At 70.8% G+C, this 24,056-nt stretch carries 30 protein-coding genes and 1 pseudogene; 18 read left to right on the forward strand and 13 right to left on the reverse strand.

Going from position 1 to position 24,056, the window contains the following annotated elements; translation table 11 throughout:
• Positions 1 to 129: 129 nt before the first annotated feature.
• The gene (locus ACPXB1_RS01160; RefSeq protein ID WP_425734684.1) at positions 130 to 1,086 is read left to right on the forward strand and encodes an HpcH/HpaI aldolase/citrate lyase family protein; all 957 of its coding nucleotides are present in this window, start codon (positions 130 to 132) and stop codon (positions 1,084 to 1,086) included.
• Between the two features lie 228 nt (positions 1,087 to 1,314).
• Here the strand turns inward: ACPXB1_RS01160 and ACPXB1_RS01165 are convergent, their stop codons facing one another.
• Positions 1,315 to 1,824, reverse strand: coding sequence for a DUF4190 domain-containing protein (locus ACPXB1_RS01165; protein WP_425734685.1), 510 nt, complete (start codon positions 1,822 to 1,824; stop codon positions 1,315 to 1,317).
• 118 nt (positions 1,825 to 1,942) lie between these two features.
• Here ACPXB1_RS01165 and ACPXB1_RS01170 point away from each other — a divergent pair, with 118 nt between their 5' ends.
• Positions 1,943 to 2,848: an SDR family NAD(P)-dependent oxidoreductase gene (locus tag ACPXB1_RS01170; RefSeq protein WP_053659177.1), complete on the forward strand. Its 906-nt coding sequence runs from the start codon at positions 1,943 to 1,945 to the stop codon at positions 2,846 to 2,848.
• A gap of 15 nt (positions 2,849 to 2,863) precedes the next feature.
• Here the strand turns inward: ACPXB1_RS01170 and ACPXB1_RS01175 are convergent, their stop codons facing one another.
• The gene (locus tag ACPXB1_RS01175; RefSeq protein ID WP_425734686.1) at positions 2,864 to 3,400 is read right to left on the reverse strand and encodes a DUF4190 domain-containing protein; all 537 of its coding nucleotides are present in this window, start codon (positions 3,398 to 3,400) and stop codon (positions 2,864 to 2,866) included.
• Positions 3,401 to 3,576: 176 nt separating this feature from the next.
• Here ACPXB1_RS01175 and ACPXB1_RS01180 point away from each other — a divergent pair, with 176 nt between their 5' ends.
• Positions 3,577 to 4,773, forward strand: coding sequence for an acyl-CoA dehydrogenase family protein (locus ACPXB1_RS01180; RefSeq protein ID WP_306272842.1), 1,197 nt, complete (start codon positions 3,577 to 3,579; stop codon positions 4,771 to 4,773).
• A 122-nt stretch (positions 4,774 to 4,895) separates the two neighbouring features.
• On the opposite strand, the gene ACPXB1_RS01185 is transcribed toward ACPXB1_RS01180, so the two are convergent.
• A complete protein-coding gene (locus ACPXB1_RS01185; RefSeq protein ID WP_355592711.1) occupies positions 4,896 to 5,303 on the reverse strand; it encodes a CoA-binding protein in 408 nt (135 codons plus the stop codon).
• Positions 5,304 to 5,329: 26 nt separating this feature from the next.
• Positions 5,330 to 7,396, reverse strand: coding sequence for an intein-containing Rv2578c family radical SAM protein (locus tag ACPXB1_RS01190; protein ID WP_425734687.1), 2,067 nt, complete (start codon positions 7,394 to 7,396; stop codon positions 5,330 to 5,332).
• A 91-nt stretch (positions 7,397 to 7,487) separates the two neighbouring features.
• On the opposite strand from ACPXB1_RS01190, the gene ACPXB1_RS01195 reads away from it, so the two are divergent.
• On the forward strand, positions 7,488 to 7,907 hold the full coding sequence (locus tag ACPXB1_RS01195) for a thiol-disulfide oxidoreductase DCC family protein (protein ID WP_355592707.1): 420 nt from the start codon (positions 7,488 to 7,490) through the stop codon (positions 7,905 to 7,907).
• On the opposite strand, the gene ACPXB1_RS01200 is transcribed toward ACPXB1_RS01195, so the two are convergent.
• The 3 genes from ACPXB1_RS01200 to trxA all read right to left on the reverse strand — a co-directional run bounded on the left by ACPXB1_RS01200 (position 7,871) and on the right by trxA (position 9,793).
• Positions 7,871 to 8,842 carry an HTTM domain-containing protein gene (locus ACPXB1_RS01200; RefSeq protein WP_355592705.1) on the reverse strand — a complete coding sequence of 324 codons (972 nt, stop codon included), beginning with the start codon at positions 8,840 to 8,842 and terminating at the stop codon, positions 7,871 to 7,873. The genes ACPXB1_RS01195 and ACPXB1_RS01200 overlap by 37 nt on opposite strands.
• Positions 8,839 to 9,279 carry a hypothetical protein gene (locus ACPXB1_RS01205; RefSeq protein ID WP_425734688.1) on the reverse strand — a complete coding sequence of 147 codons (441 nt, stop codon included), beginning with the start codon at positions 9,277 to 9,279 and terminating at the stop codon, positions 8,839 to 8,841. Before ACPXB1_RS01205 ends, ACPXB1_RS01200 begins: the two co-directional genes overlap by 4 nt.
• A 151-nt stretch (positions 9,280 to 9,430) precedes the next feature.
• A complete protein-coding gene (gene trxA / locus ACPXB1_RS01210) occupies positions 9,431 to 9,793 on the reverse strand; it encodes a thioredoxin (protein WP_030329190.1) in 363 nt (120 codons plus the stop codon).
• A 549-nt stretch (positions 9,794 to 10,342) separates the two neighbouring features.
• Between trxA and ACPXB1_RS01215 the strand changes: the two genes are divergently transcribed.
• From ACPXB1_RS01215 to ACPXB1_RS01265, 11 genes are all read left to right on the forward strand, one after another.
• Positions 10,343 to 10,858: a MaoC family dehydratase gene (locus ACPXB1_RS01215; protein WP_053659194.1), complete on the forward strand. Its 516-nt coding sequence runs from the start codon at positions 10,343 to 10,345 to the stop codon at positions 10,856 to 10,858.
• Positions 10,859 to 10,949: 91 nt separating this feature from the next.
• Complete coding sequence (locus ACPXB1_RS01220) at positions 10,950 to 11,474, forward strand: hypothetical protein (RefSeq protein ID WP_355592701.1); 525 nt, start codon at positions 10,950 to 10,952, stop codon at positions 11,472 to 11,474.
• 95 nt (positions 11,475 to 11,569) lie between these two features.
• Positions 11,570 to 12,193 carry a TrmH family RNA methyltransferase gene (locus tag ACPXB1_RS01225; protein WP_355592699.1) on the forward strand — a complete coding sequence of 208 codons (624 nt, stop codon included), beginning with the start codon at positions 11,570 to 11,572 and terminating at the stop codon, positions 12,191 to 12,193.
• Between the two features lie 82 nt (positions 12,194 to 12,275).
• Complete coding sequence (locus tag ACPXB1_RS01230) at positions 12,276 to 12,953, forward strand: DUF6758 family protein (protein ID WP_355632728.1); 678 nt, start codon at positions 12,276 to 12,278, stop codon at positions 12,951 to 12,953.
• A 116-nt stretch (positions 12,954 to 13,069) separates the two neighbouring features.
• Positions 13,070 to 13,228, forward strand: a complete 159-nt coding sequence (locus ACPXB1_RS01235; RefSeq protein WP_007455302.1) for a hypothetical protein — start codon at positions 13,070 to 13,072, stop codon at positions 13,226 to 13,228.
• A gap of 6 nt (positions 13,229 to 13,234) precedes the next feature.
• Positions 13,235 to 14,110 carry a PH domain-containing protein gene (locus ACPXB1_RS01240; protein ID WP_355592695.1) on the forward strand — a complete coding sequence of 292 codons (876 nt, stop codon included), beginning with the start codon at positions 13,235 to 13,237 and terminating at the stop codon, positions 14,108 to 14,110.
• 106 nt (positions 14,111 to 14,216) lie between these two features.
• Complete coding sequence (locus ACPXB1_RS01245; protein ID WP_425734689.1) at positions 14,217 to 14,993, forward strand: SigE family RNA polymerase sigma factor; 777 nt, start codon at positions 14,217 to 14,219, stop codon at positions 14,991 to 14,993.
• A complete protein-coding gene (locus tag ACPXB1_RS01250; RefSeq protein WP_355632299.1) occupies positions 14,990 to 16,246 on the forward strand; it encodes a hypothetical protein in 1,257 nt (418 codons plus the stop codon). The genes ACPXB1_RS01245 and ACPXB1_RS01250 overlap by 4 nt, the downstream gene beginning before the upstream one ends.
• A 159-nt stretch (positions 16,247 to 16,405) precedes the next feature.
• Positions 16,406 to 17,278, forward strand: coding sequence for a PHP domain-containing protein (locus ACPXB1_RS01255; RefSeq protein WP_355592689.1), 873 nt, complete (start codon positions 16,406 to 16,408; stop codon positions 17,276 to 17,278).
• 40 nt (positions 17,279 to 17,318) lie between these two features.
• The gene (locus ACPXB1_RS01260; RefSeq protein WP_355592687.1) at positions 17,319 to 17,933 is read left to right on the forward strand and encodes a MarC family protein; all 615 of its coding nucleotides are present in this window, start codon (positions 17,319 to 17,321) and stop codon (positions 17,931 to 17,933) included.
• A gap of 13 nt (positions 17,934 to 17,946) precedes the next feature.
• Complete coding sequence (locus ACPXB1_RS01265; protein WP_425734690.1) at positions 17,947 to 18,897, forward strand: RecB family exonuclease; 951 nt, start codon at positions 17,947 to 17,949, stop codon at positions 18,895 to 18,897.
• Between the two features lie 13 nt (positions 18,898 to 18,910).
• Here the strand turns inward: ACPXB1_RS01265 and ACPXB1_RS01270 are convergent, their stop codons facing one another.
• Together ACPXB1_RS01270 and ACPXB1_RS01275 are read right to left on the reverse strand one after the other, a co-directional pair.
• Entirely contained in the window at positions 18,911 to 19,768 is an 858-nt protein-coding gene (locus ACPXB1_RS01270; RefSeq protein WP_355632302.1) for an oxygenase MpaB family protein, read from the reverse strand.
• 67 nt (positions 19,769 to 19,835) lie between these two features.
• Positions 19,836 to 20,264: a Fur family transcriptional regulator gene (locus tag ACPXB1_RS01275; protein WP_053659205.1), complete on the reverse strand. Its 429-nt coding sequence runs from the start codon at positions 20,262 to 20,264 to the stop codon at positions 19,836 to 19,838.
• A gap of 205 nt (positions 20,265 to 20,469) precedes the next feature.
• Between ACPXB1_RS01275 and ACPXB1_RS01280 the strand changes: the two genes are divergently transcribed.
• The gene (locus tag ACPXB1_RS01280) at positions 20,470 to 20,952 is read left to right on the forward strand and encodes a DUF2231 domain-containing protein (RefSeq protein ID WP_355592857.1); all 483 of its coding nucleotides are present in this window, start codon (positions 20,470 to 20,472) and stop codon (positions 20,950 to 20,952) included.
• A 27-nt stretch (positions 20,953 to 20,979) separates the two neighbouring features.
• On the opposite strand, the gene ACPXB1_RS01285 is transcribed toward ACPXB1_RS01280, so the two are convergent.
• The gene (locus ACPXB1_RS01285) at positions 20,980 to 21,312 is read right to left on the reverse strand and encodes a hypothetical protein (protein WP_355592682.1); all 333 of its coding nucleotides are present in this window, start codon (positions 21,310 to 21,312) and stop codon (positions 20,980 to 20,982) included.
• Positions 21,313 to 21,507: 195 nt separating this feature from the next.
• On the opposite strand from ACPXB1_RS01285, the gene ACPXB1_RS01290 reads away from it, so the two are divergent.
• Positions 21,508 to 21,690 carry a hypothetical protein gene (locus ACPXB1_RS01290; protein ID WP_355592680.1) on the forward strand — a complete coding sequence of 61 codons (183 nt, stop codon included), beginning with the start codon at positions 21,508 to 21,510 and terminating at the stop codon, positions 21,688 to 21,690.
• A 170-nt stretch (positions 21,691 to 21,860) separates the two neighbouring features.
• Here ACPXB1_RS01290 and ACPXB1_RS01295 read toward each other — a convergent pair whose 3' ends face one another.
• Positions 21,861 to 22,508 (reverse strand): flagellar biosynthesis protein FlgA, encoded by a 648-nt coding sequence (locus ACPXB1_RS01295; protein WP_355592678.1) that lies wholly within the window; start codon positions 22,506 to 22,508, stop codon positions 21,861 to 21,863.
• Between the two features lie 226 nt (positions 22,509 to 22,734).
• Between ACPXB1_RS01295 and ACPXB1_RS01300 the strand changes: the two genes are divergently transcribed.
• Entirely contained in the window at positions 22,735 to 23,085 is a 351-nt protein-coding gene (locus ACPXB1_RS01300) for a hypothetical protein (RefSeq protein WP_355592869.1), read from the forward strand.
• Positions 23,086 to 23,147: 62 nt separating this feature from the next.
• Here the strand turns inward: ACPXB1_RS01300 and ACPXB1_RS01305 are convergent.
• Together ACPXB1_RS01305 and ACPXB1_RS01310 are read right to left on the reverse strand one after the other, a co-directional pair.
• Positions 23,148 to 23,324: pseudogene (locus ACPXB1_RS01305) on the reverse strand (FmdB family zinc ribbon protein); the annotation flags it as partial.
• Positions 23,321 to 23,998, reverse strand: coding sequence for a 5-formyltetrahydrofolate cyclo-ligase (locus ACPXB1_RS01310; RefSeq protein ID WP_355592676.1), 678 nt, complete (start codon positions 23,996 to 23,998; stop codon positions 23,321 to 23,323). The pseudogene ACPXB1_RS01305 and the gene ACPXB1_RS01310, both read right to left, overlap by 4 nt.
• Positions 23,999 to 24,056: the final 58 nt, after the last annotated feature.

The following is a 24,056-nucleotide window of genomic DNA, read 5'->3' on the forward strand; positions in this document are numbered from 1 at the left end:
GTCCATTCACCCCGGTCACGGCACGAGGTTACCGTGGCGTCAACACGCCCCTTTGGGATCGTTAAGTTTTCTCGGATCTGTCGTCAGGTGGCGTCGGCGTGCCCGCCGAACGCTGGAAGGAGTGCATCCATGGCCGCAGTCGGTCGTCCTCGCCGATCCTGTCTCGCCGTACCGGGTTCCAGCGTCAAGATGCTCGGCAAGGCGCAGGGCCTCCCGGCCGACCAGGTCTTCCTCGACCTGGAGGACGCCGTCGCCCCGCTGGCCAAGCCGGACGCGCGCAAGAACATCGTGGCCGCGCTCAACGACGGTGACTGGGCCGGCAAGACCCGCGTGGTACGGGTCAACGACCTGACCACCCCGTGGACCTACCGGGATGTCATCGAGGTCGTCGAGGGCGCCGGCGCGAACCTGGACTGCATCATGCTGCCCAAGGTGCAGGACGCCGCCCAGGTGCAGTGGCTGGACCTGCTGCTCACCCAGATCGAGAAGACGCTGGGCCTGGAGGTCGGACGGATCGGCATCGAGGCGCAGATCGAGAACGCCGCGGGCCTGGTCAACGTCGACGCCATCGCGGGCGCCTCGCCCCGGGTGGAGACGATCATTTTCGGCCCGGCCGACTTCATGGCCTCGATCAACATGAAGTCGCTCGTTGTCGGTGCGCTGATCCCGGACTACCCGGGCGACCCGTACCACTACATCCTGATGCGCATCCTGATGGCCGCCCGAATGCACGACAAGCAGGCAATCGACGGGCCGTTCCTGCAGATCCGGGACGTGGACGGCTTCCGTGAGGTGGCCAAGCGGTCGGCGGCGCTGGGGTTCGACGGCAAGTGGGTGCTGCACCCGGGCCAGATCGACGCCGCGAACGAGGTCTACCAGCCGGCGCAGGCCGACTACGACCACGCCGAGCTGATCCTCGACGCGTACGACTACTACACCTCGGAGGCCGGCGGGAAGCTCGGCGCGGTGATGCTCGGCGACGAGATGATCGACGAGGCGTCCCGCAAGATGGCGCTCGTGGTCGCCGCCAAGGGCCGGGCCGCCGGGATGAGCCGTACCTCGTCGTTCACCCCACCGGCGGAGTGAGTGATCGGGCCGGGGGGGGCCCCCCCCGCGGGGGGCCCCGCCCCCCCAACAGGGCGCGCCCCCGCGGCAACCCGGGCGAGGACCAGGGGGGCGGGGCGGGGGGCGCGCGGGGCCCCGTCCCGTGGGCTCCCCCCCCGGGGGGGGGGGGGGGCGGGGGGCGGGCCCCCCCCCCGCGGGCGCCCCCCCCGGCCCGACAAAGCCGTTTGTACGTCGCCCCGGCCAGCCCTCTCAGTAGCTGCTGGTGCTGCTGTCGGCGTTCGTGACCGCGAAGATGATGATGGCGGCGTAGGCGGCGACCCCGAGCAGCATCAGCGCGGTGACGATCCAGCCGACGATGATTCCGGCCTTCGCCATACCTTCACCGGCCTCGCCGCTGGTGCGGATCTGACTCTGCGCCACGTGGCCGAGGATCGCCCCGATCGGCGCCGTGATCCCACAGGACGTGAGGCCGACAAGGCTCAGCACCAGCGACGCGATGGCAAGCGCGTTGTTCTTCGGGGGCGGCGGGTAGCCGTAACCGGGGTACGGCGGCGGATAGCCGGGCGGGGCGTACGCCACCGGCTGTCCCGGGGCCGCCTGCCCACCGGCGTACGGGTCGGCCGGCGAGTACGGGTCGGAGGGGCCGGGCTGGGTTGGCACCGGCGGGCTGGACACCATTGTCGGATCCAGCGGTGAACTCGCCGGCTGAGCCGACCTCGTGGGGTCGTTCCAGTCGCCGGGGGGCGGGGGATTGGTCATGCGTACTCTCCGTCGGCTTGGTTGGCGCCGTCAGGGTAGCCAGGGGTGACCAAACCCGACGCCCCCGCTCCCGGGTGCCGCGTTGCCCAGGTCGGTCGTAACGGGCAGGATCCCTGGCATGGCAATCGAATCGCGTGCCGCGGACCGTTCCGGAAGCCGACCGAGACGGGACGTCAGCCGGCCGGGTGCGGCTCGGCGCGGCCGTGCGACCACGCCGGGCAGCGGGGTCGGCGCCGACGAGCCGGTCGCGCTCCCCGACCCGGTGACGATGCGGCTCGACGGGCGGGTCGCCCTGGTGACGGGGGCGGGCAGCCCGGACGGCATCGGGTACGCGACCGCCCGGCGGCTCGCCGACCTGGGGGCGCGGGTCGCGATCGTCTCCACGACCCGCCGCATCCACGAGCGGGCCGGCGAACTGGGAGTGACCGGCTTCGTCGCCGACCTGACCGACGAGTCGGAGGTCGGCGCGCTCGCCGACGCGGTCGCTGAGCAGTTGGGCGACGTCGAGGTGCTTGTCAACAACGCGGGCCTGGCGAGTCGTGCCAGCCAGGGGGTGCTGCGGCCGGTCGCGCAGTTGACCTACGACGAGTGGCGTGGCGAGATCGACCGCAACCTGTCCACAGCGTTCCTGTGCAGTCGGGCGTTCATCGGCGGGATGGCCGAGCGGGGCTGGGGGCGGATCGTCAACCTGGCGGCCACCGCCGGGCCGGTGAACGCCCTGCCCACCGAGGCCGCGTACGCGGCGGCGAAGGCCGGCGTGGTGGGGCTGACGCGGGCGCTTGCCATGGAGATGATCGCCGACGGGGTGACGGTGAACGCGGTGGCGCCCGGCACCATCTACACGGCGGCGTCCACGATGGCCGAGATCAAGCAGGGGCTGGGCACTCCTGTCGGTCGACCGGGCACCCCGGACGAGGTCGCGGCGGCCATCAGTTTCCTCTGCTCACCGGCTGCGTCGTACATCACTGGGCAGATGCTCGTGGTCGACGGCGGCAACAGTGTCCGGGAGGCCCGGTTCCGCTGACCGGTCCACTGTCGCTCAGTAGCTGCCGTTGTTGCTGTTGCTGCCGATGATGACGAGGGCCAGCCAGCCGCAGCAGGCCAGCAGGGTCAGCCCTGTGAAGACGTACCCGAGGATCATTCCCCAGGTGGCGAGCTGGCCGCCCTCCTCGCCGCTGGTGCGGATCTGGCGCTTGGCCACGTGGCCGAGGACAGCGCCGGCCGGTGGGAACACGAATGCGAACACCAGCGACAGGATCGCCAGCAGGTTCGTGGGCCGGCTCGGTCCGGGCGTCGGCGGGCCGCACTGGCCGTAGGGGCCCTGCGGAGGGTACGGCGGCTGCTGCCCCCAGTGCGCCGACTGGTGCTGTCCCTGCTGCTCGTACGGTGACGGCTCGTCGGCGGGTGGCCCGTACGGTGAGCGTTCCGGCGACCCGAAGGAAGACTGGTCGGGCGGTGGCGGGTACGGCGTCTGACCGGCCGGCGGCGGCGCGTACGGCGACTGGTCCGGAGGCGGCTCGTAGGGTGACGGTGGCGGCTCGTCGCCGGATGGTCCCGACGGTGGCGGGTAGGTCACAGCCGTGCTCCTCCTGCCGGTGCCGGAAAAGTCCCTCTTGCCGGACGCTACCCGCAGCGGTGAACCTTTTCACAGCGGTTGTGTGGACTGGTCACCTTGGCCTTGCCGGCCCGGAGGTCGATACTGACCGAGCGTTCAGTTACCCATGAGTAGTGCGCTGATCCCCGGAGGCTGAGATGGCCCGACTCGCCCAGACGCCCGGCCTGACCGATGTGCAGCAATCGATCCTGGAGACCGTCCGCGAGTTCGCCGACAAGGAGATCATTCCGCACGCGCAGCGGCTTGAGCACGCCGACGAGTACCCCACCGACATCCTCGACGGGATGCGCGAGATGGGGCTGTTCGGCCTCACCATCGACGAGGAGTACGGCGGGCTCGGCGAGTCGCTGCTCACCTACGCGCTCGTGGTGGAGCAGCTGTCCCGCGGTTGGATGTCGATCTCAGGCATCGTCAACACGCACTTCATCGTGGCGTACCTGATCTCCCAGCACGGCTCCGCCGAGCAGAAGGCCCGGCTGCTGCCGAAGATGGCCACCGGCGAGGTGCGCGGCGCGTTCTCGATGTCGGAGCCGGAGACGGGCTCCGACGTGTCGGCGATCAAGTCCCGCGCGGTCCGCGACGGCGACAGCTACGTGCTCAACGGGCAGAAGATGTGGCTGACGAACGGGGCGTACTCCTCCGTGGTGGCCACCCTTGTCAAGACCGACACCGGCGCCGAGTCTGTGTACGGCAACATGAGCACCTTCCTGCTGGAGAAGGAGCCGGGCTTCGGCGAGACGGCCCCCGGCCTCACCATCCCCGGCAAGATCGACAAGATGGGCTACAAGGGCGTCGAGACCACCGAGATGGTGCTCGACGGCGTGACGGTGCCCGACTCGGCAATCCTCGGCGGCGCCGACAAGGTGGGCCGCGGCTTCTACCAGATGATGGACGGCATCGAGGTGGGCCGCGTCAACGTGGCCGCCCGCGCCTGCGGCATCTCCATCCGCGCCTTCGAGTTGGCAGTCGGCTACGCGCAGCAGCGCAAGACCTTCGGCCAGCCGCTCGCCAAGCACCAGGCCATCGCCTTCAAGCTCGCCGAGATGGGTACGAAAATCGAGGCCGCGCACGCCCTGATGGTCAACGCCGCCCGACTCAAGGACGCCGGCCAGCGCAACGACGTCGAGGCCGGGATGGCCAAGCTGCTCGCCTCGGAATACTGCGCCGAGGTCGTCCAGGAGGCGTTCCGCATCCACGGCGGCTACGGCTACTCCAAGGAGTACGAGATCGAGCGCCTGATGCGGGAAGCCCCGTTCCTGCTGATCGGCGAAGGCACCTCAGAGATCCAGAAGACCATCATCAGCCGAGGCCTCCTAAAGGAGTACAAGCTCTAACCCGTCCCCCTTTTTGCCCGTCGATCATGGAGTTGTGGTGGGGGATTCGGGCGACAAATCCTACTAACCTCGGCACCACAACTCCATGATCGACGGGATCAGGGAGCGGGATCGGGGGGCGGTTAGGGCAGGCGGGTTAGGGCGGCTTTGGCTCGTTCGACGGCTAGGCAGCGGTCTTCTACGTAGTCCATGCCGGCTTCTTCGGCTATCTTCCGTGCTTCTGCCGAGACGATGCCGAGCTGTAGCCAGACCGCCGGGGCGCCGATCGCCGCCGCGTCGCGAACCACCTGCACGGCGTCGGCAGCCGGCCGGAACACGTCCACCATGTCGACGGGGTGCGGGATGTCGGCGAGCGTCTTGTACGCCCGTTCCCCGAAGAGTTCGTCCACTGTCGGGTTGACCGGGATGATCCGCCAGCCGTACTGCTGCATCTGCAACGGCACGCGATGCGCGGCCTTCGACGGGTCGCGGGACGCGCCCACGACGGCGATTACGGCGGAGTCGGCGAGGATCTGCTGAGCGGTACGCACCCGCCGACTGTAGCTCCGACCTCGGGCTACAGCAGGGTCAGCTGCTCGGCGGCCGGTGGTGGAGGCGGCTCGGGCGCGCGGCGGTTGTCGCCCGGCTCACCACGGTGCAGCCCGTGCCGGCGGGCCGCGATGCGCACCCGGGCGGTCAGCTCCCGCTGGTACGCCTGCGGCGCGTAGGAGCCCGCCCGGTAGAGCTCGCGGTAGCGGGGCACGAGGTGCGGGTACTCCCGGGCCAGCCACTGCGCGTACCACTCCCGGGCGCCGGGACGCAGGTGCAGGGCAAGCGGGGTCACACTTGTCGCCCCGGCAGCGGCAATCGCCGACACTGTGGCGTCGATCGACTCGTCGCTGTCGCTCAACCCGGGCAGGATCGGGGCCATCAGCACCCCGACGGAGAAGCCGGCGTCGGCGAGCGCGCGGACCGCGTCCAGGCGACGACGCGGGTGCGGTGTGCCCGGCTCGACGGCGCGCCAGAGCTGCTCGTCGACGAAGCCCACGGAGTAGGAGATGCCGACAGTTGTCGCCTCGGCAGCCTCACGCAGCAGTGGCAGGTCCCGCAGGATCAGCGTGCCCTTTGTGAGGATCGAGAATGGATTGGCGAAGTCACGCAGAGCCGCGATGATCTGCGGCATCAGCCGGTAACGCCCCTCGGCCCGCTGGTAACAGTCCACGTTGGTGCCCATCGCGACGTGCGCACCCCGCCACGTACGCGCGGCAAGCTCCCGCCGGACCAGCTCGCCGGCGTTGACCTTGACGATCACCTTGCGATCGAAGTCCGCTCCGGAGCCGAGGTCCAGGTAGGTGTGCGTGTTACGGGCAAAGCAGTTGTGGCTGACCACTCCGTTGGCGATGAAGTCCCCGGTGCCAGTGGTGATGTCCCACAGTGGCAGCTCCAGGCCGAGCGGTTGGATGCCGACCACCCCGAGTGCGGTCTGATGCTTGAGCGCCGCACCTTCGATTGACCGCTTTCGAGTGATGGTCGGGTCGGTCAGGTGGAAGAACCGGAGCCGGGCGGCCAGGCCGCCGGTCAGCCTGATCTGTCGCACGCGGTTGGGTAGGCCGCGATCTTCTCGCACACAGGAGAACCCGAACCGGCGTAGTGCCTCCGTCGTCTGGTCGAGGATGGCGTCGTTGCTGTTGCTGATACGCAGGACACCTCTGCTGCAACTGCCCTCGGCGTCGAAGATGCCGGCCAGGAAGCCGAGCCGCCAATCGTCGCTGGGAGCCGCCGGCCAACTGATCAGCTTCGTGATCGTTTCGATGTCCCGTTGCTTGGAGGTGCGGATGGCAGCCATGGCCCGACGAGTGGCGCTGGCCTCAGTGAACGAGAAGCGCTGCGTTGCGACCCCTTCGGCGTCGAGATAGCGCTCACTACGATTTAGCGCCTCGTCGTCGACCAGCGCCAGCTGGAACCGGTGCACCACCCCGTACGAGTATGTGAAGGCACCGACGTGCGCAGCCCCGCGGATCATGCCGCAGAGGTAACCCCGTCGGTAGTCGGGCGACTCCTTGGGGCCGGTGGCGAAACGGCCGGTGCCGATCAGGCGGTTGTTGGTGGTCAGGTAGGGGCGTCGGCTGCCGCCGTGCATGGCTCCGGTGACGTGCTTCCAGCCACGCTCGGAGAGGAACCGGTGGTCCCCGCTGGCGATGAGCGTTGTGCCGTCCTCCAATGTGACCCGGTAGGCCGCCTTCACAGTCGACCACTTGTCCAGCACGGTGGTGACGACATATCGCCGGTAGGCGCCGCGTCGCTCCGTCCCGTAGATGCGGTCACCCTGCTCCACCTCGCTGATCGGTTTGGTGCGCCCGTCCGCCATCAGGATCGGGGTGTCACCGCCCAGGCAGTAGACGCATGCATGGGAGCAGCCTCGGTACGGGTTGATGGTCCACTCGAACGGGACGCGGGACTGCCCGGGCACCCGGTTGAGGATGGATTTGGCCTGCACCTCGTAGAACGTCATCCCCGCGAACTCGGGGGTGTCGAAGGTGCGGGCGATGGCGCCGGGCAGCGCCAGCGGCAGGGGTGGCGTCGCTGGCGCTGCCCGCTCGGGGTCTCCCTCAACCGGGGGAGCGGTGAGGTTGTCCCAGCGCATGGGCACTATTCGAACACGTGTACGAGCACGACGCAAGTGACCCGCCGGACACCAGCGCCCAATCCGCAGGCCGGAGGGGGAGGATGGACGCATGGAGACGTCGACATTCGTGTACGACGGGGACTGCGCGTTCTGCACTACCTGTGCGGAGTTCATCGAACGCCGGATCCCCACCGCCGCGCGGGTGGTGCCCTGGCAGTTCGCCGACCTGGACGCGCTCGGCCTCACGATCGCCGAGTGCGAGGAGGCCGTGCAGTGGGTGGGCGCGGACGACTCCCGCGCAGCCGGCCCGGACGCCATCGCGAAGCTGCTCGCCGCCAGCGGTCCCCTCTGGCGGGCGGCCGGCGCCGTGCTGCGGTTGCCTCCCGTGCGCGCTGTCGCCTGGCCCACGTACCGCTGGGTGGCGCGCAACCGGCACCGCCTCCCGGGCGGTACGGCGGCCTGCTCGCTGCCGCAGGAGGCCAGGGAGCGGCTCTACGGCCCGGCGGGTCGCCCGACCACCGGGGCCTGACCTCCGGGCGGCACCGGCTCCGCACCGGCTCCCACCGAAGCAGGGTCGGGCGGCGTCGGTTCGGCGTCGACGCGCGCCTGCTCCGGGGCGTCCGCCGCTGGCCCGCGAGGCTCGCGGCCGACGAGCCGGCGCGCCCAGACCAGTGGGCGGACCCGCTCCAGTGGCAGGAAGCTTGCCATCGCGGCCAGGTGGGGCGCGAACGAGATGGTGATGGTCGCGATGGTCACCGCGTGGAACGAGTAGAAGAAGCCGACCATGGCCAGCCGCCAGCGCTCCCGCAGCAGGAAGACCACGGGGCTGAGCAGTTCGAAGGCCACGATGCCGAACTGGGCGACGATCAGCAGGTACGGCACCTGGGCGATCAGGTCCGCCAGGTCGGTGCCGCGTCGGATGATGGCCCTCGCCAGCACCGAGCCGGTCAGCCAGTCCAACCCGCCGAAGCGCAGCTTGGCGAAGGCTGCCAGGAAGTACGTGCAGATCACCGCGATCTGGGTGACCCGCAGCGCCCAGCCGCCGGCCTCCGTGCGGGTGGTGTCGCCGTGCCGGGCGCGGCCGGCGGTGGGCAGCACCGCGAGCGCGACGAGCAGGGCGAACCGGTCGTGGTCCACCTTCCCGTAGCTCATCGCGATGATCATCCACTCCAGGTAGAGCGCGCAGACCGCCCAGCCGAGCAGCCGGGGCGCCCGGCCGGTCGCGGCGAGCAGAGCGACGAGCAGCAGCACCCAGAAGATCACCGCCACCAGCGTCGGCGTCGGCGTGGGTAGTGGAAGGACCCGGCCGATCAGCAACGGCTGGTACAGCTCGCCGGGCACGCTGGCCCGGGTGCGGACCCAGGGAGTGAAGATCACCAGGTCGGCGGCGACAAAGAGGTAGATCAGGGTCCGGAAGGCGGCGATCCGGCCGCGCGGCACCGCCTCGGTCAGCCAGCGGCTCATCGGAGGGCCTGCCAGCGGACCACTGTCTGGTCGATATGCTGCCCGGTGGGGCGACCGGCGCGAATGCCGTGCCAGCGGATGACGATGCGAACCTCGACCAGTTCGGCGGCGTCCGGGTGGCGTTCGGCGTACGCGTCGGCGATCTGCGTGAGCAGCGTCGGGTCGTCGACGTACCGGGACTGCTGGCCCTCGATCTCGGCGCGGCGGATGCCCGTCGCGTTCTGGTCGAGGTCGATCACGTCGCCGTCGCTGTTAACACCTTCGACGCGGGTGTCGGGCGCTGGCGCGTTCGGCGGGTTGGATGTGGAGTACATCCGGAACGGGCCGAACGGAAAGTCATCGTCGCTGCCCCAGAACGTGCCGACGAGGAGCAGGACGAGGCCGAGCGCGGTAGCGCCCAGCCGGGTCACGCGCCCGCGGGTGGTCAGATTCTCCATCGGGTCGTGACGATACGGGATGTACCGGCCGTGTCGGCTCCGACTGATGGCCAGTTCCGGCTGCCCAGGCGGTGATCATGGGGTGGCGGGAAACGACGAAGGCCGGGCCCGAACCGGACCCGGCCTTTCGTGCCGTCGCAGGACGGACTGGTCAGTGGTTGTGCTCGGCCAACTGCTTGCGGACGTCGTCCATGTCCAGCGCCTCGACCTGCTCGATCAGGTTCTCCAGCGCGGACTCGGGCAGGGCGCCCGGCTGGGCGAAGACGATGACGCCGTCACGGATCGCCATGATCGTCGGGATCGATCGGATGTCGAACTTCGCGCCCAGCTCCTGCTGAGCCTCGGTGTCGACCTTTCCGAAGACGATGTTCTGGTGCTTCTCCGAGGAGCGCTCGTAGACCGGGGCGAACCGCTTGCACGGACCACACCAGTCGGCCCAGAAGTCGACCAGGACGATGCCGTCGTTGCCGGTCACCTCGTCGAAGTTCGCCGAGGTCAGCTCAACGGTTGCCATTGCACTCTCCGATCACCGCGGTTTACCTACGTCCCGTAGAACCAGGGCTGACCGTATCGAATTCCCGGGCGGTGGGGCACGAAACGTGCTCCGGGCTACCCGGGGATCACGAAGGGTCATCGACATACATCTGTTCATCTCTGTCCTGCGGAACGCAAGTGCACGACGCACTTGCGTGACCTGCCGTGATGGGAGCGTTTCCAAAGAGATCGACTCGATTGAGCTCTACGAATCGGTAACTTGAGCTCTGACGAGGACGTATCCAGCCTGCGGAGATCGCTGATCAACCCACATTTCGTCACGTACAGTAATGTTACGAAAAGATAAATGTGACCTCGATCTCTGTCGGACCTACGTCACCGTAGGGCAGAATTCACCGCATCAGAGCGTGGGCGGCGGGTGCCGGGGAGGGCCCCGCCGCTCATTGCGTCTCCCCCCGTGCGAGTGACCGGTGTGACATTTCCGCCGGGTTCGCGCCCCGCCGGTCGCCTTAACCATCGGTAAGGCATGCTGTCCCGAACTCCATCGCCGCCCGTCGGAGGGGACCACATGCAGTTCGGCCGCTACTACGAGGAGTTCGAGGTCGGCGCGGTCTACCGGCACTGGCCGGGCAAGACCGTCACCGAGTACGACGACCACCTCTTCTGCCTGCTCACCATGAACCACCACCCGCTGCACATGGACGCGCACTACGCCGAGACGGCCAGCCAGTTCAAGCGCAACGTCGTGGTCGGCAACTACATCTACTCGCTGCTGCTCGGCATGTCGGTGCCGGACGTCAGCGGCAAGGCCATCGCCAACCTGGAGGTCGAGTCGCTGCGGCACGTGGCGCCCACCTTCCACGGCGACACCATCTACGGCGAGACCACAGTCCTGGACAAGCGGGAGTCCGGCTCCAAGCCCGACCGGGGCGTGGTGTCGGTGGAGACCCGCGGCTACAACCAGGACGGCACGATGGTCTGCGTCTTCCGCCGCAAGGTCATGGTCCCCAAGCGGGAGTACGCGGCGAGCGCCGTCGCCGAGGGAGTGGACCCGGAGCGGCCCAGCTTCCCCGACCCGCGCTGAGCACCGAAGCGGAGCCACTCCGCCGGTCAGGGCCTCTTTCCCGGCAACAGCATCTGTTGGGGAAAGAGGCCCTGCTCCCGTTTCGCGGCTTATGCTGACGCCGGAGGTGCCGATGAGCCACTCCGTCGCCGGAGAGCCGCCATCAACCGGGCGTCGCGCCGCGCCGTTGACCACCGCTGTCTACTCCGCCGCCGAATGGGACCTGCTCACCAGCCTGCCCGGTCGCGTCCTCGTGGCCGCCACGGCGACAGGTCCCGGCCGCCCCGAACGCGGGGTGCCGGCGGGCCTGGCCGGCCTTGACGCGGTGGCCGCCGGCCGTGGGTTCGACAGCGACCTGGTCCGGGCGGTCGTCGCCGCCATCTACGCCCGCCACGACGGCGTACCGGCACCAACCGAACGCCTCACCGACATGGTGGACCTGCTGGCCGCCTGCCGGGCCGCGGTGCGGGTCCTCCAGCGGCGCGCCGACCCGGCCGACTCGGCCGCGTACCGCCAGTGGGTGCAGTCCGTCGCGGGCCGTGTCTGTCGGGCCGCACCCGGCCCCGGCGGCCTTGCGACCAGCCCGGCGGACCGGCGCTTCCTGGACCGGCTCGGTGGCGCGCTCGGACTGGGCTGACCGCCCGGCTCTCCCGTCGAGCCGCCGGACCCTCGCCCCGGGCCGGGCAGGCCGTCGCGGTGGTCGCTGCGCGGAGGCCGTACCCTCTGATGACCGTGACCGACGACCAGCTTGAGGTGGGTGTGGGGCCCTGGCCGGGGGACCCGCCACAGGACCCGCGCTACGACCCGCAGTTGCTGGCCGAGGGCGACCGGCGCAACGTGGTCGACCGCTACCGCTACTGGCGGCACGAGGCGATCGTCGCGGACCTGGACCAGCACCGGCACGGCTTCCACGTCGCCATCGAGAACTGGCAGCACGACTTCAACATCGGCACCGTGGTCCGTAACGCCAACGCGTTCAACGCCGCCGAGGTGCACATCGTCGGACGGCGACGGTGGAACCGGCGCGGCGCGATGGTGACCGACCGCTACCAGCACGTGCGGCACCACGAGACGATCGAGGAGTTCGTCGAGTGGGCCGCCGGACGGCGGCTGCCGGTGGTCGGCATCGACAACCTGCCCGGCTCCCGGCCGCTGGAGACGGGCACCCTGCCGCGGGACTGCGTACTGCTGTTCGGTCAGGAGGGCCCCGGTCTCTCCGAACCCGCGCGCCACGCGTGCGACCAGCTCTACTCGATCGCCCAGTACGGCTCGACGAGGTCGATCAACGCGGGGGTGGCGAGCGGCATCGCCATGCACGCGTGGATCCGTACCCACGCTGGGCCGCCGCCGGACTGAAACCGCGCCGCGCCGACGCAATCGGACGCTCCGGCTTGACGTGCCGGCGGTCCGGGGTGACGGTGGGGATGTGAGTGTCGCGGTGAGTTGTCCGAGATGCGGGGGCCCGGTACGGGCGCCGGATCTGATGCACACCGAGTCGAGGTGCCTGCGCTGTGGCCCGGTGCCGCCGCTGCACGTACCCGAACACATCGGAGCGGAGATCGTCGCGAGCGTGGTGGAGCAGATCACCGCGACAGCCGGTCCACCCGGGACGCCGCTGTGGTGCCCGTGGCCTCTGCTGCCCGGGTGGACTCTCACCGGAGTGGCGTACGCCGGGGACGACCGCACCGGAGTGCGGGCGACGGCGGTGGCCTGCGCCGGCCCGGCGCCGCTCGGTGGTGGTCCGGCGGACCTGGTCTTCGTGGCCGAGGAGCCCGGCGTCGGCCTGGGCACCAGACTTGCCGGTCTGTCCGGGCCGGACCCGGGGCCGGAGTTGGCCGACGCGTTGAGCGACCCTGGGCCGGGGCATCCGGAGCATGTTGGGCAGGCCAGGATCCGTGTGGGCGGTCATCCGACTCCACTGTGGTTGGTCAATTCGCCGACGGATCGAAGTGCGTACGCCGGCGAAGCTCGGGGAATGTGGCTGCATGCGATAGCCTGGCCGGCGAGTGCGGGTCACCTGCTCGCGGAAGAAGTCGTGCTTCACGACCTGACCGAGTGGACTCCCCCCGAGCTCGTGTACGGCGCACCGTCCCCGTACCTACCCGGCAGGGCTTGACAACCCCTACGGATTGACGGAGAACGGACGCAGATATTCACTGTACGACACCACACTGATACTCTGGGTGCCGCTGCGGTAATGGGACCCGGCGCCGCGCGAGAGGATGGCCCGCCATGGTCAAGAAGGTCCTCACCTGGGCCGGAATCGCATTCTTGATCTTCTTCGTCGCCTATAGGCCAAACTCTGCGGCTGATGTGTTCAAGTCGCTGGGCGGCGGGATCATGGACATCGCCCAGGGGTTTGGCGACTTCTTCACCAGCCTCGTCGCCTAGCCGTCGATGGGCAGCCCCTCCGGACCACCCTTCGACCCGGACGACCCTGACCGGGAACGCCGCGAGCGCGACACCGAGCCGATCCCGCGGATCGGCCCCGATGACGGCCCGGGCTACGGAGCTGGCCCTGGCCTGTCAGACGGCCCGTCCCTTTCGGACGACGTCGGCTATGGCGATGGGCCCGGCTATGCCGGCGAAGGTCGGTCCGGTCGGGCCTGGATCCGCGATCCGGAGGCTGCCTATCAGCCACCCCAGATTTCCGAGGACGAGCTCGCGGGGCTGCGTGCCGACGCGACCGGCTCGACCCCCCGGCGGGTGCTCCCGCTGGAGGACGAGCCCAGCTCGCTTGTCGCCCGTTACCTCTTCCCCACCGAGCGCTACCGGGGTGAGTGGAAGCGGCACTGGATCCATCTCACCACCCCGCTGTTGATCGGCATCGCGGCGACCTTCGTGCTCGGCTACCTGTCCGGTTTCCTGGCCGGGCAGAACGTGGGCGCGTTGACCACCATCGCCGTGCTGCTCTGGTTCGCGGTGATGGGGTGGGTGGCCTGGAAGGTGGCTGACTGGTGGTATGACCGTTTCATCCTGACCAACAAGCGGGTCATGGTGGTAAACGGCATCATCACCCGCCGGGTCGCGATGATGCCGCTGGTCCGGGTCACCGACATGAAGTACGAGCAGAGCCCGACCGGTCGCGCGCTCAACTACGGCACCTTCGTGCTGGAGTCCGCAGGCCAGGAGCAGGCGCTGCGCGAGATCAAGAATCTGCCCAACCCGAACGAGCTCTACCTGCGCGTCGTCGAAGAGATGTACGAGCCGCAGGCAGTCGAGGCGCGGCTCGGCAAGGAGGCCGACGAGGCCAAGGCCGACGACGGGGCGTGAAAGTTTTCGTCCGAACATCGGAGCGAGTGCGCACCTTTCGTCATGGACCGGAACGCCTCTGACGTGGCACTCTCTGCCAGGACAGCTTTGGGCGCGGAGGTGCGTGGTGGCGAGCAGGGACCCGTTGGAGGAGGAGTTTCGCGACTTCGTCGCGGCTCGCTCCGCCGCCCTGCTCCGCACCGCCTATCTGCTCACCGGCGACTGGGCCACTGCCGAAGATCTGCTCCAGACCGCACTGACAAAGACCTACCTCGCGTGGAAGCGGCTCGGCGGAATCGAGGCCGTCGAGCCGTACGCCAGGCGTGTGATGGTCAACACGTCCACGAGTTGGTGGCGGCGTCGCTGGCACGGTGAGCGCCCCACCGAGGTGCTTCCGGAGCGGGCCGGCGTGGACGAGATCGAGCAGCAACTCGACCGCGATCTGCTCTGGCGACACCTCAAGGAGCTGCCCAACCGGCAGCGGGCGGTGCTCGTGCTGCGCTACTACGAGGACATGTCGGAGGCCCAGACCGCCGCGATGCTGGACATCTCGCCCGGCACCGTGAAGAGCCAGGCATCCCGGGCGCTTGCCACGCTGCGTCGGCGGATGGGTTCCGCCACCCCGGATCTGGTCGACGACGCTGCCAGGCCAGCTCAGGGCGAGGCCGCCGGCACCGGCCGTACGACCCTCACCGGCACCGGCCGGCCGGGGAGCGCAGGCGTCCCGGGCCGGCGGACTCCCGCAGCGACGCCCAGGGCCGACGCGGCGGCCCGACCCCGGCCCGACGCGATCGACCGGGCTGCGCCCCGTCCGGCCGTACCCCGTCCGGCCGTCCTGGCCGCCGACCTGCCCACCGCCCCGGCGGCCGTGCCCGTCGGCACCGGCCCCGGAGACCGGCAGTGAACGCAATTCCCCGCTCGTCGGACAACCGGAACGGCGGGCCGGAGCGTCCTAACCAGGTGCGACGTGACGAGCTGGAAGGTGCGGTGCGGGAGACCCTCTCGCACCAGGTCGCTGTCGCCCACCCACTCAGCGCCGACCCGGCCGGGCAGGCCATCCGCCGGGCGAACCGGATCCGGCGGCGGCGTGCCGGTGTCGGTCTCGCCCTCGGGGTCGCCACCACAGTGCTGATCAGCAGTGGCATGGCGCAGCTCGCCGAGGACACCAACCGGCAGGGTCCTCCCATCGTCGTGATCGGCGACCCCGACCCCTCGGACCGGTCGATACCTTCGGCTACCCCCGTTGCCCCCACCACCGCACCGTCCGCTGGTCGGCTCCTCGCCGAGGTCCTGATCAGCGCGGACGGGAGGCGGCTCGCCCAGCCCACCGTCGGCCCGGCGGAACGGGCCCACCCACTGCCGAATGGTGGGGGTCTGCTGGTGGTCGGCGCGGAAACCACAGCGGGCCGCTCCCTCTGGGTCACCCAGAACGACGGGCTGGTGCAGGTGCTGCTGGCCGGTGCGAAGCAGATCGTCCTGGCACCCGACGGCAGCCAGGTCGCCTGGCGCGACGGCGCAGACCTGCTGGTGGCGGGCGTGGTGGGCACCCAGCTCATCGGGACGGTGCGCACTCCCGCGCCGGACGGCGCGGAACCCGTCCGGTTCGTCGGCGACCACGTCCTGGTCCGGCTCGACCCGAGCCGCCCCGGCCACGTCCTGTGGCGCCCCGGCGCGGGGGACCTGGCTCCGGACTCCGAGCGGAGCACCCTGAACGTCTACGGCGCGCTGCCGGACGGACGACTGATCGGTCAGGTCACCACGAGCGACCCGCCCGGCGCCTGCCTGGCGGTGCTCGACCCGGCCCGGGGCCTGAAGCCGGTACGAACCGCCTGTGGCCCGCAGCTGAGCCGGGACGGCGTCGGCGAAATTTCCGCCGATGCACGGTGGCTGCTGGTGAACGGGTCGGTCGGCAAAACCGACAGGGCGCTCCTTGTCGACCTGCACCGGCTCGACACGCCACTGACCGTCGTGCCGGCCGGCCCGCCGGCAACCGGTGCTGTCGCCTGGCGCAGCGAATCGGAAGCCTCGTACGTCGACAGCTCCGGGAACCTCGTCCTGGTGGACGTGAAACGGGCGCTGACCGGCAGGGCGGCCGAGGCGAGCCCCGTGCCCGGCCTGCAACCCGGCGACCGGCCCGTCCTGGTCACCGGCTCCTGACCGTACGCCGGGTCACGCTTCATCGCCTGTTCCCGACGTAGCGGTGCTGGTGAACCTTGGCGGCGACCGGGAGGGCGGCAGCCTCCCGCGAGTAGCGCGGTGCTGGCCGATCGGCGGGCCCGGCGAACGCGGCCGCCGGTCCTCGGTAGCGTCGGGGTGGTGACCTCGCGTACCGGCCCCGCGCCGCGAATCGACCTGCACACCCACTCCACTGCCAGCGACGGCACGATGAGCCCGGCGGAACTGGTCCGCGCTGCCGCCGACGCGAGGCTGGACGTGGTGGCCATCACCGACCACGACACCACCGCCGGCTGGGCACCGGCCCTGCGGGCACTGCCCCCGAGGCTGCGCCTGGTCCGGGGCGCGGAACTCTCCTGCCGTTGGACAGGCACGCATCGGGAGGTGTCCCTGCACCTGCTGGCCTACCTGTTCGACCCGGACCACCCGGAGTTGGTCGCCGAGCTGACCCTGCTGCGGGCGGCCCGGGAGGAGCGCGGCGAGCGGATTGTGACATTGCTGCGCGCCGACGGCGTCGATGTGAGCTGGTCTGAGATCCTCTCCGCCGCGGGCGGCGGCACTGTGGGGCGTCCACACATCGCGCAGGCGCTGATCCGGGCCGGTCTGGTCGGCAGCACCCGGGAGGCGTTCGGTCCGGACTGGCTCGGCGAGCGATACCGGCTGCCGAAGGAGGACATCGACATCTTCCGGGCGATCCGGCTGGTCCGGGCAGCCGGCGGCGTACCGGTCTTCGCCCATCCCCGCGCCAGCCGACGCGGGCCGATCGTGCCCGACGAGCTGATCGCCGAGCTGGCCGCCGCCGGGCTGGCCGGGCTGGAGGCCGACCACGAGGACCACAGCCCGGCCGAGCGATCACACGTCCGGGCGCTCGCCGGCGAACTGGGACTGCTGGTCACCGGTTCCTCGGACTTCCACGGCACCCACAAGACCGTCGGGCTCGGCGCGTTCACCACAAACATCGAGGCGTACGAGCGCATCGTGGCCGAGGGGGTGACGGAGGTCGCTTCGATCTGATCCGCGGTTCGCCCCCCAGCGGCAGCGCTAGGTTGATCACGTGGATCTGAAGCTGTTCGGCGAGGTTTTCGTGACCCTGCTGGTGATCACCGACCCGCCGGGCATGATGCCGATCTTCCTGGCGCTGACCGGCCCGCTGCCCGCCCGGGACCGCAACCGGGCGGCCTGGCAAGCCGTCGCGCTGGCGCTCGGCGTCATCGTGATCTTCGCGGTGGCCGGGCAGACCCTGCTCGACTACCTGCACGTCGACCTGCCAGCCCTCCAGGCCGCAGGCGGCCTGCTGCTCGTGCTTGTCGCCCTGGAACTGCTCACCGGCAAGGCCGACGACCCCAGCCAACAGGTCACCTCGAACATCGCGCTCGTGCCACTGGGCACCCCACTGCTGGCCGGCCCGGGCGCCATCGTGGCCACGATGCTCTTCGTCCAGCAGGCCGACGGGCTTGGCGACTTCAGCGCCATCGCCGCCGCGATCCTCGCCGTGATGGTCACTGTCTGGATCGTGCTGCGCTTCTCCGGCGGCATCGTGAAGGTCCTGCGCCCCGGCGGCATCGAGGTGCTGACCCGGATCGCCGGCCTGCTGCTCGCCGCGATCGCCGTGCAGCTCATCGCCGACGCGGTGGCCGCCTTCGTCAGGCAGTACGTCAACATGGCCTGACCGGTACCCCCGGATGTCGGAGGTGGATGGCAGGATCGCAGGCGTGCGACGAGCCTCTTCAGCCGGACGACCCGCCGCGGGCGGCAGGACTCCCCGACAGCGCCCCGGCGACGCCGAGCAACTCGGCTTCGAGGGCATGCCGGAGCGGCTGTTCGTCTGCACCCCGAGCAAACTCGGCACGTACGCCGACTGCCCGCGCCGCTACCGCTACTCCTACGTCGACCGGCCCGCCCCGCCGAAGGGCCCGCCGTGGGCGCACAACTCACTCGGCGCCAGCGTGCACACCGCCCTGAAGAACTGGTACGCGCTGCCCGCCGACCGGCGCCGCCCCGAGGCGCTGGCCGCCCTGCTCAAGGGCACGTGGGTCCGCGAGGGCTACCGCGACGACGAGCAGGAGCGGGCCGCCTACCGGCGGGCGTTGGGCTGGCTGGAGTCGTACGTCGAGACGCTGGAGCCGGACGCCGACCCGCTCGGTGTCGAGCGGGTGGTGGCGGTCAAGACCGCCGTTCTCGCTTTCAACGGCCGGGCCGACCGCATCGACTCCCGCCCCGGGCCCGACGGTCCGGAGCTGGTAATCGTCGACTACAAGACCGGCCGCACCGGGCTCGACACCGACGACGCCCGAGGCTCGCAGGCGCTGGCGCTCTACGCGTACGCCGCCGAGCGGGTGTTCCGCAGGCCGTGCCGACGGGTGGAGCTGCACCACCTGCCCACCGGCACGGTCGCCGGCCACGACCACACAGTCGAGTCGCTGGCCCGGCAGTTGACCCGCGCGGAGGAGACAGCACGCGACATCATGGCCGCCGAGCGGGTGGTCGCCGACGGCGGCGACGCCGACGAGGCGTTCCCGGTGGCGCCCGGCCCGCGCTGCGGCTGGTGCGACTACCGGCGGCACTGCCCGACCGGGGCGCAGACGCCGGGCAAGGAGCCGTGGGCGGCCGTGGACCGGCCCGTCGACGGCTGAACCCCGGCCGTGGTCAGCTGGCCTGCGCCGTGAGCCGACCCGCCCGTTCCTTGGCGGCCTGCAACATGGGCCCCTCCAGATAGCGGCGGGGCACCGCGCCGAGCGCCAGCCGCAGGGCGCGCACCGTCAGGTCCGCCGACAGCGCTGTGGTGGGCAGCCCCAGCCCTCCGTACAACCGGCGGGCCCACGCCGGCAGCAGGGCCAGCGCGGTGCTGGCGATCCCCAGGTACGCCCAGCGCGGCGGACCCAGTGTCAGCCCCAGACGGGCGGGCAGGCTGAGCTTCCACGGCAGCGGCGGGGCGGTGAGGAACAGCGCCGTCTCGGCGGCCTCCCGGGTCATCCGCAGCTCCGGCCGTACCTCGCGGTAGTACGCCTCCACCTCGGCGGCCGTTCCCGGCACCGTCGCCGGGTCCAGGCCGACGAGAGCGGCCGAGCGGCGCTGCTCGGTGTAGTAGCCGTCCACCTCGTCGTCGGTGAGCGGCAGGCCCGCCCGCCGCGCTGTGGTCAGGAACGACTCGACCTCAGTGACGTGCACCCAGCGCAGCAGGTCCGGCTCGTCGATCCGGAACTCCTCGCCGGTGAGCCGGTCGGTGGCCCGCATCCGGGCATGCAGCCGGCGCAGCCGCGCCCCGGCCGCCTCCGCCTCGGCAGTGGTCCCGTAGACGGTGGTCGCCACGTAGGTGGCCGTGCGGACCAGACGTCCCCAGGCATCGGTGCGGTAGTTGCTGTTCTGCGCGACCCCGGCCATGGCTCGGGGGTGCAACGCCTGGAGGTAGAGCGAGCGCAGGCCGGCGACGATCAGGATCGGCTCCTCGTGCACCTTCCACGTGACCGAACCCGGACCGAAGAGGCCGAGGTCATCGGAGTCCACCGACCAAGAGTGCCACGGCCAGCCCGACCGTGCCGCTCGCGCGGAGGTGGAGGCGGGCGGTTGCCTGTCAGCTGTCGGCGGAGCGGCGGGACTGGCAGGCCGGGCAGAGACCCCAGAAGGTCACCTCCGCCTCGTCCACCTCGAAGGCGTGCGCGACGCCCGGCTCCAGGCAGGGTGCGCTGCCCACCGCGCAATCGACGTCGGCGATCTCGCCACAGCCCCGGCAGACCACGTGGTGGTGGTTGTCGCCGGCACGTGCCTCGTACCGGGCGGGACTGCCAGCCGGCTCGATCCGGCGGGACAGGCCCGCCCTCGACAGGGCACCCAGCACGTCGTACACCGCCTGGGTGGAGACGGAGTCGAGGCGTTCGCGGACCCGCCGCGTGATCTCGTCGACGTCCAGGTGACCACCACCGGCGAGCACGTCGAGCACCGCGAGGCGCGGTCGGGTGACCCGCAGACCCTTCGAGCGCAGCTGCTCCTCGGCACCGGACATGAGCCCAATGACAGCACGCGCGGTCGGCATCGACAACCGTCCGTCCGTCGCCGTGGTCACGAACACAACCTGGGCTTCCCGGCCCAGGACCGTCCCGTGCTGAACCCGACGGCGGCGCCGCACGTGTCTTCGGGAGAGAACCCGGGAAACGACCCGCGGTCCGTACGCTTGCGGTCCTGTGACCGTGATCCACCAGGAGGAGTCGATGTTCGAGGAGATCCTGGGTCTACCGGCTCACGTCCTCGTGGTACACGCGGTGGTGGTCTTCGTGCCGCTGCTTGCGGTGCTGGCCATCGGGTACGTGGGACTGCCGCGTTGGCGGCACCGGTTGGACTGGGCGCTGGGCATCCTCGCCGTGACCGCGCCGGTGACCGCCTTCGTGGCCGTCAAGTCCGGCGAAGCGTTCACCGATGCGCTGGTGGCCCGGGGTTACCAGGGCCAGATTCTCAACCAGATCTTCGAGCACTCCCGGTACGGCGACATCCTGTTCCGCATCGTGCTGCCGCTCGGGATCGTCGCCATCCTGCTGCTCGTGGTGACCAGCGGACATCCCCGGGTGCCGAGGCTGCCGAACCTGGTGACGCCGGTGCTCGCGGTGGCGGTCGTCGCGCTGTCCATCGCCGCCCTGGTGTACGTCTACCTGACCGGTCACTCGGGTGCCGAGGCGGTCTGGGGCACGACCCTCTGACCGGGGCGCGGCGGCGCGATCAGGGGATCAGAAGATGACCCGCGAGCAGAGCAGGCAGACGAGTACCACTAGCACCACGCCGGCCGCCGCGCCGAAGCCGTAGGTGACCCGCTGCGAGCGCTGCTCGGCGGCATCCAGGTCGGCCATGTCCTGCGGAGGTAGCCGTCGGGGCGGTGCCGGCTGAAGGTGCACGGGAGGTCGCCAGCCGGCCGGGGGCGGCACGCTCGGCGGTGGCCCCGGGTAGGCGCTCGGGGAGGCACCGGCAGGCGCGGCGGGTGGGCGGCCCGCCTGTTCGCCGTCACCGGTTACGGGCCGGCGCCAGTAGTCGTCCGGGGTGCTGCCACCGCTGGGTGTCGTCACGCCGTCCGACGCTACCAACGTGGCGGTCGGTCCGGTCACTTCTGGCCGGTGTGGACCGCTTGGTCCGGTTGCTGGTGGCCCGAACCCGCTGACCGAAGGCCCTGTGATCTCCGTGCCCGTCGTCCGGTTGCTCCTGGCCGGCGCGGCCCGTCTGCGGACGGGCTGCTGCCGCAAGCTGCGCTAGTCTTGCCGCTCGTGAGCACCGAGGACCCCGGTACGCAGGGCACGCGCGGCGACGACGACCGCACTGTCGACCTGAGCGACGATTTCGTGGTGCTGCCCGAGCAGACCTCGGACGACACCGATCAGGGCTGGGGCGAGCGGGCCAGCGGCAACGACGACTGGCTCCTCGCGCAGCGTCCCCCACACTGGGACTGACTCCCGCCTCTCGGTCAGCCGCCGAGGCGCTGCCCGGTCGACAGCGGCAGCTCAGCTCCAGGCTCGACGCCCGCAGGCCTCCGGTCAGCTCCAGGCTCGGCGCCCGCCTGCCCCAGGGTCAGCACCAGGTTCGGCGTCGGTCTACCTCGGGCATCGTTCGAGCTGGGCGGTCAGCCGCGTACGACGATCGCGAAGCGGCTGCCCTCGGGCAACCCGACCGCGCGTTGTGCCTGGTCGGGGCTGAGCGCCAGGTACAGCGCGGCGGAGCCGTCGGTCGCACCGGCACCCAATACGTCCAGTACCAGGGCCCGAGGTGCCAGCACTGTCGCCTCGGCGGCATCCGCCCCGCCCGGCGGCGCGGCCAGCAGGTCGACCCGGGCGCCCGGCCGGACGACCGCCAGCGCTGCCGGCTCGGCCAACCGGATCGGCACCCCTACCGCGCCGCTGGGCAGTGGTAGCGGACCCGAGGACGGGTGCGTGCCGCCTTCAGCAGTGCCGCTCCGCCCTTGCTCAGTGTCGGTCTGACCGGTGCCGGACTGGCCGGTGCCGGACTGGCCGTCACCCGTACCGGTCTGGCCCTGGCCTGTGCCGGCCGGCCCGCTCGACGAGAGTGGCCCGCCGTTGGCCTCGCCCGAGCGCCCCGGGGGCCGGCCGACGGCATCGGTCGGCGGGCAGGTGGGCGGGGTGTGCAGGACGGCGGCGGCCAAGCCCAGCAGTGCGGCGACGAGCGCGCTCCGGAGCAGGGTGCGCCCGCCGGGCAGGGCCAGCCGACGCAGCGGGCGCAGCGCCCGCGCCGAACCCGGATCGCCTGTCGCCATCGGGAACCTCCCGTCCCGGGCGCCGTTGTGGCACCCGTGGACGGCAGGCTAGGCCGTTCGTGACCATCGCTCCGCCCTCGCGAGGGCGTCTGTGGATAACCCGCTGGCCTGTGGACAACGCCCATCCGGCGGCCAGACCTGCTATGGCGCGAGGCGGCCTACGGCGAGTCCGCCTATGGCGCGAGACGGCACCAGCGCTGATCCACTCGGGTTCCTGGAAATCGGGGTGTCCGAGTGGCTGGGACAGGCCGATTTCCAGGAACCCGAGTCGATCAAGAAGTCGCGGACCCAGGCTGGCCGCGTGGGTCAGGAGGTGGAGCTGCCCGCCGGGGCCTTGCCACCACTCGACCCACCGGACGAGGACGACGCCCCCGACGAGGAGGACCCCGACGAAGACGACCCGGACGACCCGCCAGACGAAGACGACCCGGACGACGACCCGCCGGACGACGACCCGCCCGAGGACGAACTCGACGAGCCGGAATCCCCACCCGAGGTCGACGAGGACGACTCGGTCTTGCTCGCCGTGCCGGCGGTCGAACCCTCAGAGCCTGCCGCGCGGGAGTCGGTGCGGTAGAAGCCTGAGCCCTTGAAGACGATGCCGACGGAGTTGAAGACCTTGCGCAGCCGCCCCTGGCACGTCGGGCACTCGGTCAGCGGCTCGTCGGAGAAGGACTGCACCGCCTCGAGCTGGTGACCGCACGCGGTGCAGGCGTACTGGTACGTAGGCACGTTCTCCTCCGGTATCGGGCTCGGGCCAGTTGGCACTCGGCGCCAGTTGGCACTCGACGTATTCGAGTGCCAATGGTGCGTCATTCGCCCCGGGTTCGTCCAGCGGACGTGTGGGGCGCGACACCATGCGCTCTACCCGGGCCGTTATCAAGCGTACGCACCCCGTCGGCCGGGGTGACGACCGCTCGGACCGGAAGGTCGTGCACCTCGACGGGAAGCGCCTCGACCAGCTCTCCGTCGTGCAGCGGCACAACGGTCAGCGCGGCGGTCGGCACCCGTGCCAGCGCCCTGTCGTACGAGCCGCCGCCCCGGCCCAGCCGCCGGCCACCCAGGTCGACGGCCAGCGCCGGTACGACCACCAGCTCCGCGCGGGCCACCGCGTCCACCCCGAGCCGTGGCCCGACCGGCTCACGGATGCCCCGGCCGGCCGCCACCAGAGCGTCCGGTCCGGCGTACGCAGCCCAGTCCAGATCCAGGTCGTCGCGGAGCACCGGCAGCAGCAGCTCGGCACCTGTCGGCAGCGCAGCCCGCAGCACCTCCGGCAGGTCGGCGCCACCCGGCTCGGAGCCGACCGGCACGTACGCCGTCATCCGGCGAGGACGCAGCCGGCGTACCAGTGTGACCAGCTCGGCTTGGACGCGCCCGGCGGCGGCGGCCCGCGTCGGACCAGGCAGGGCCCGGCGGCGGGCGAGCAGCTCGGCGCGGGTCTGTCGCTTGGCCTCTCGGGCCGCTTCCGCTTCATCCGAAAATTCCGGCACGCAACACTCCTGACGCAACACCACTACCACGGTCGCTCTGTGTCAGCATCGCAAGCAA

It is taken from the genome of Micromonospora sp. DT68 (genome assembly GCF_049847245.1).
Taxonomy (GTDB): Bacteria; Actinomycetota; Actinomycetes; order Mycobacteriales; family Micromonosporaceae; genus Micromonospora; species Micromonospora profundi.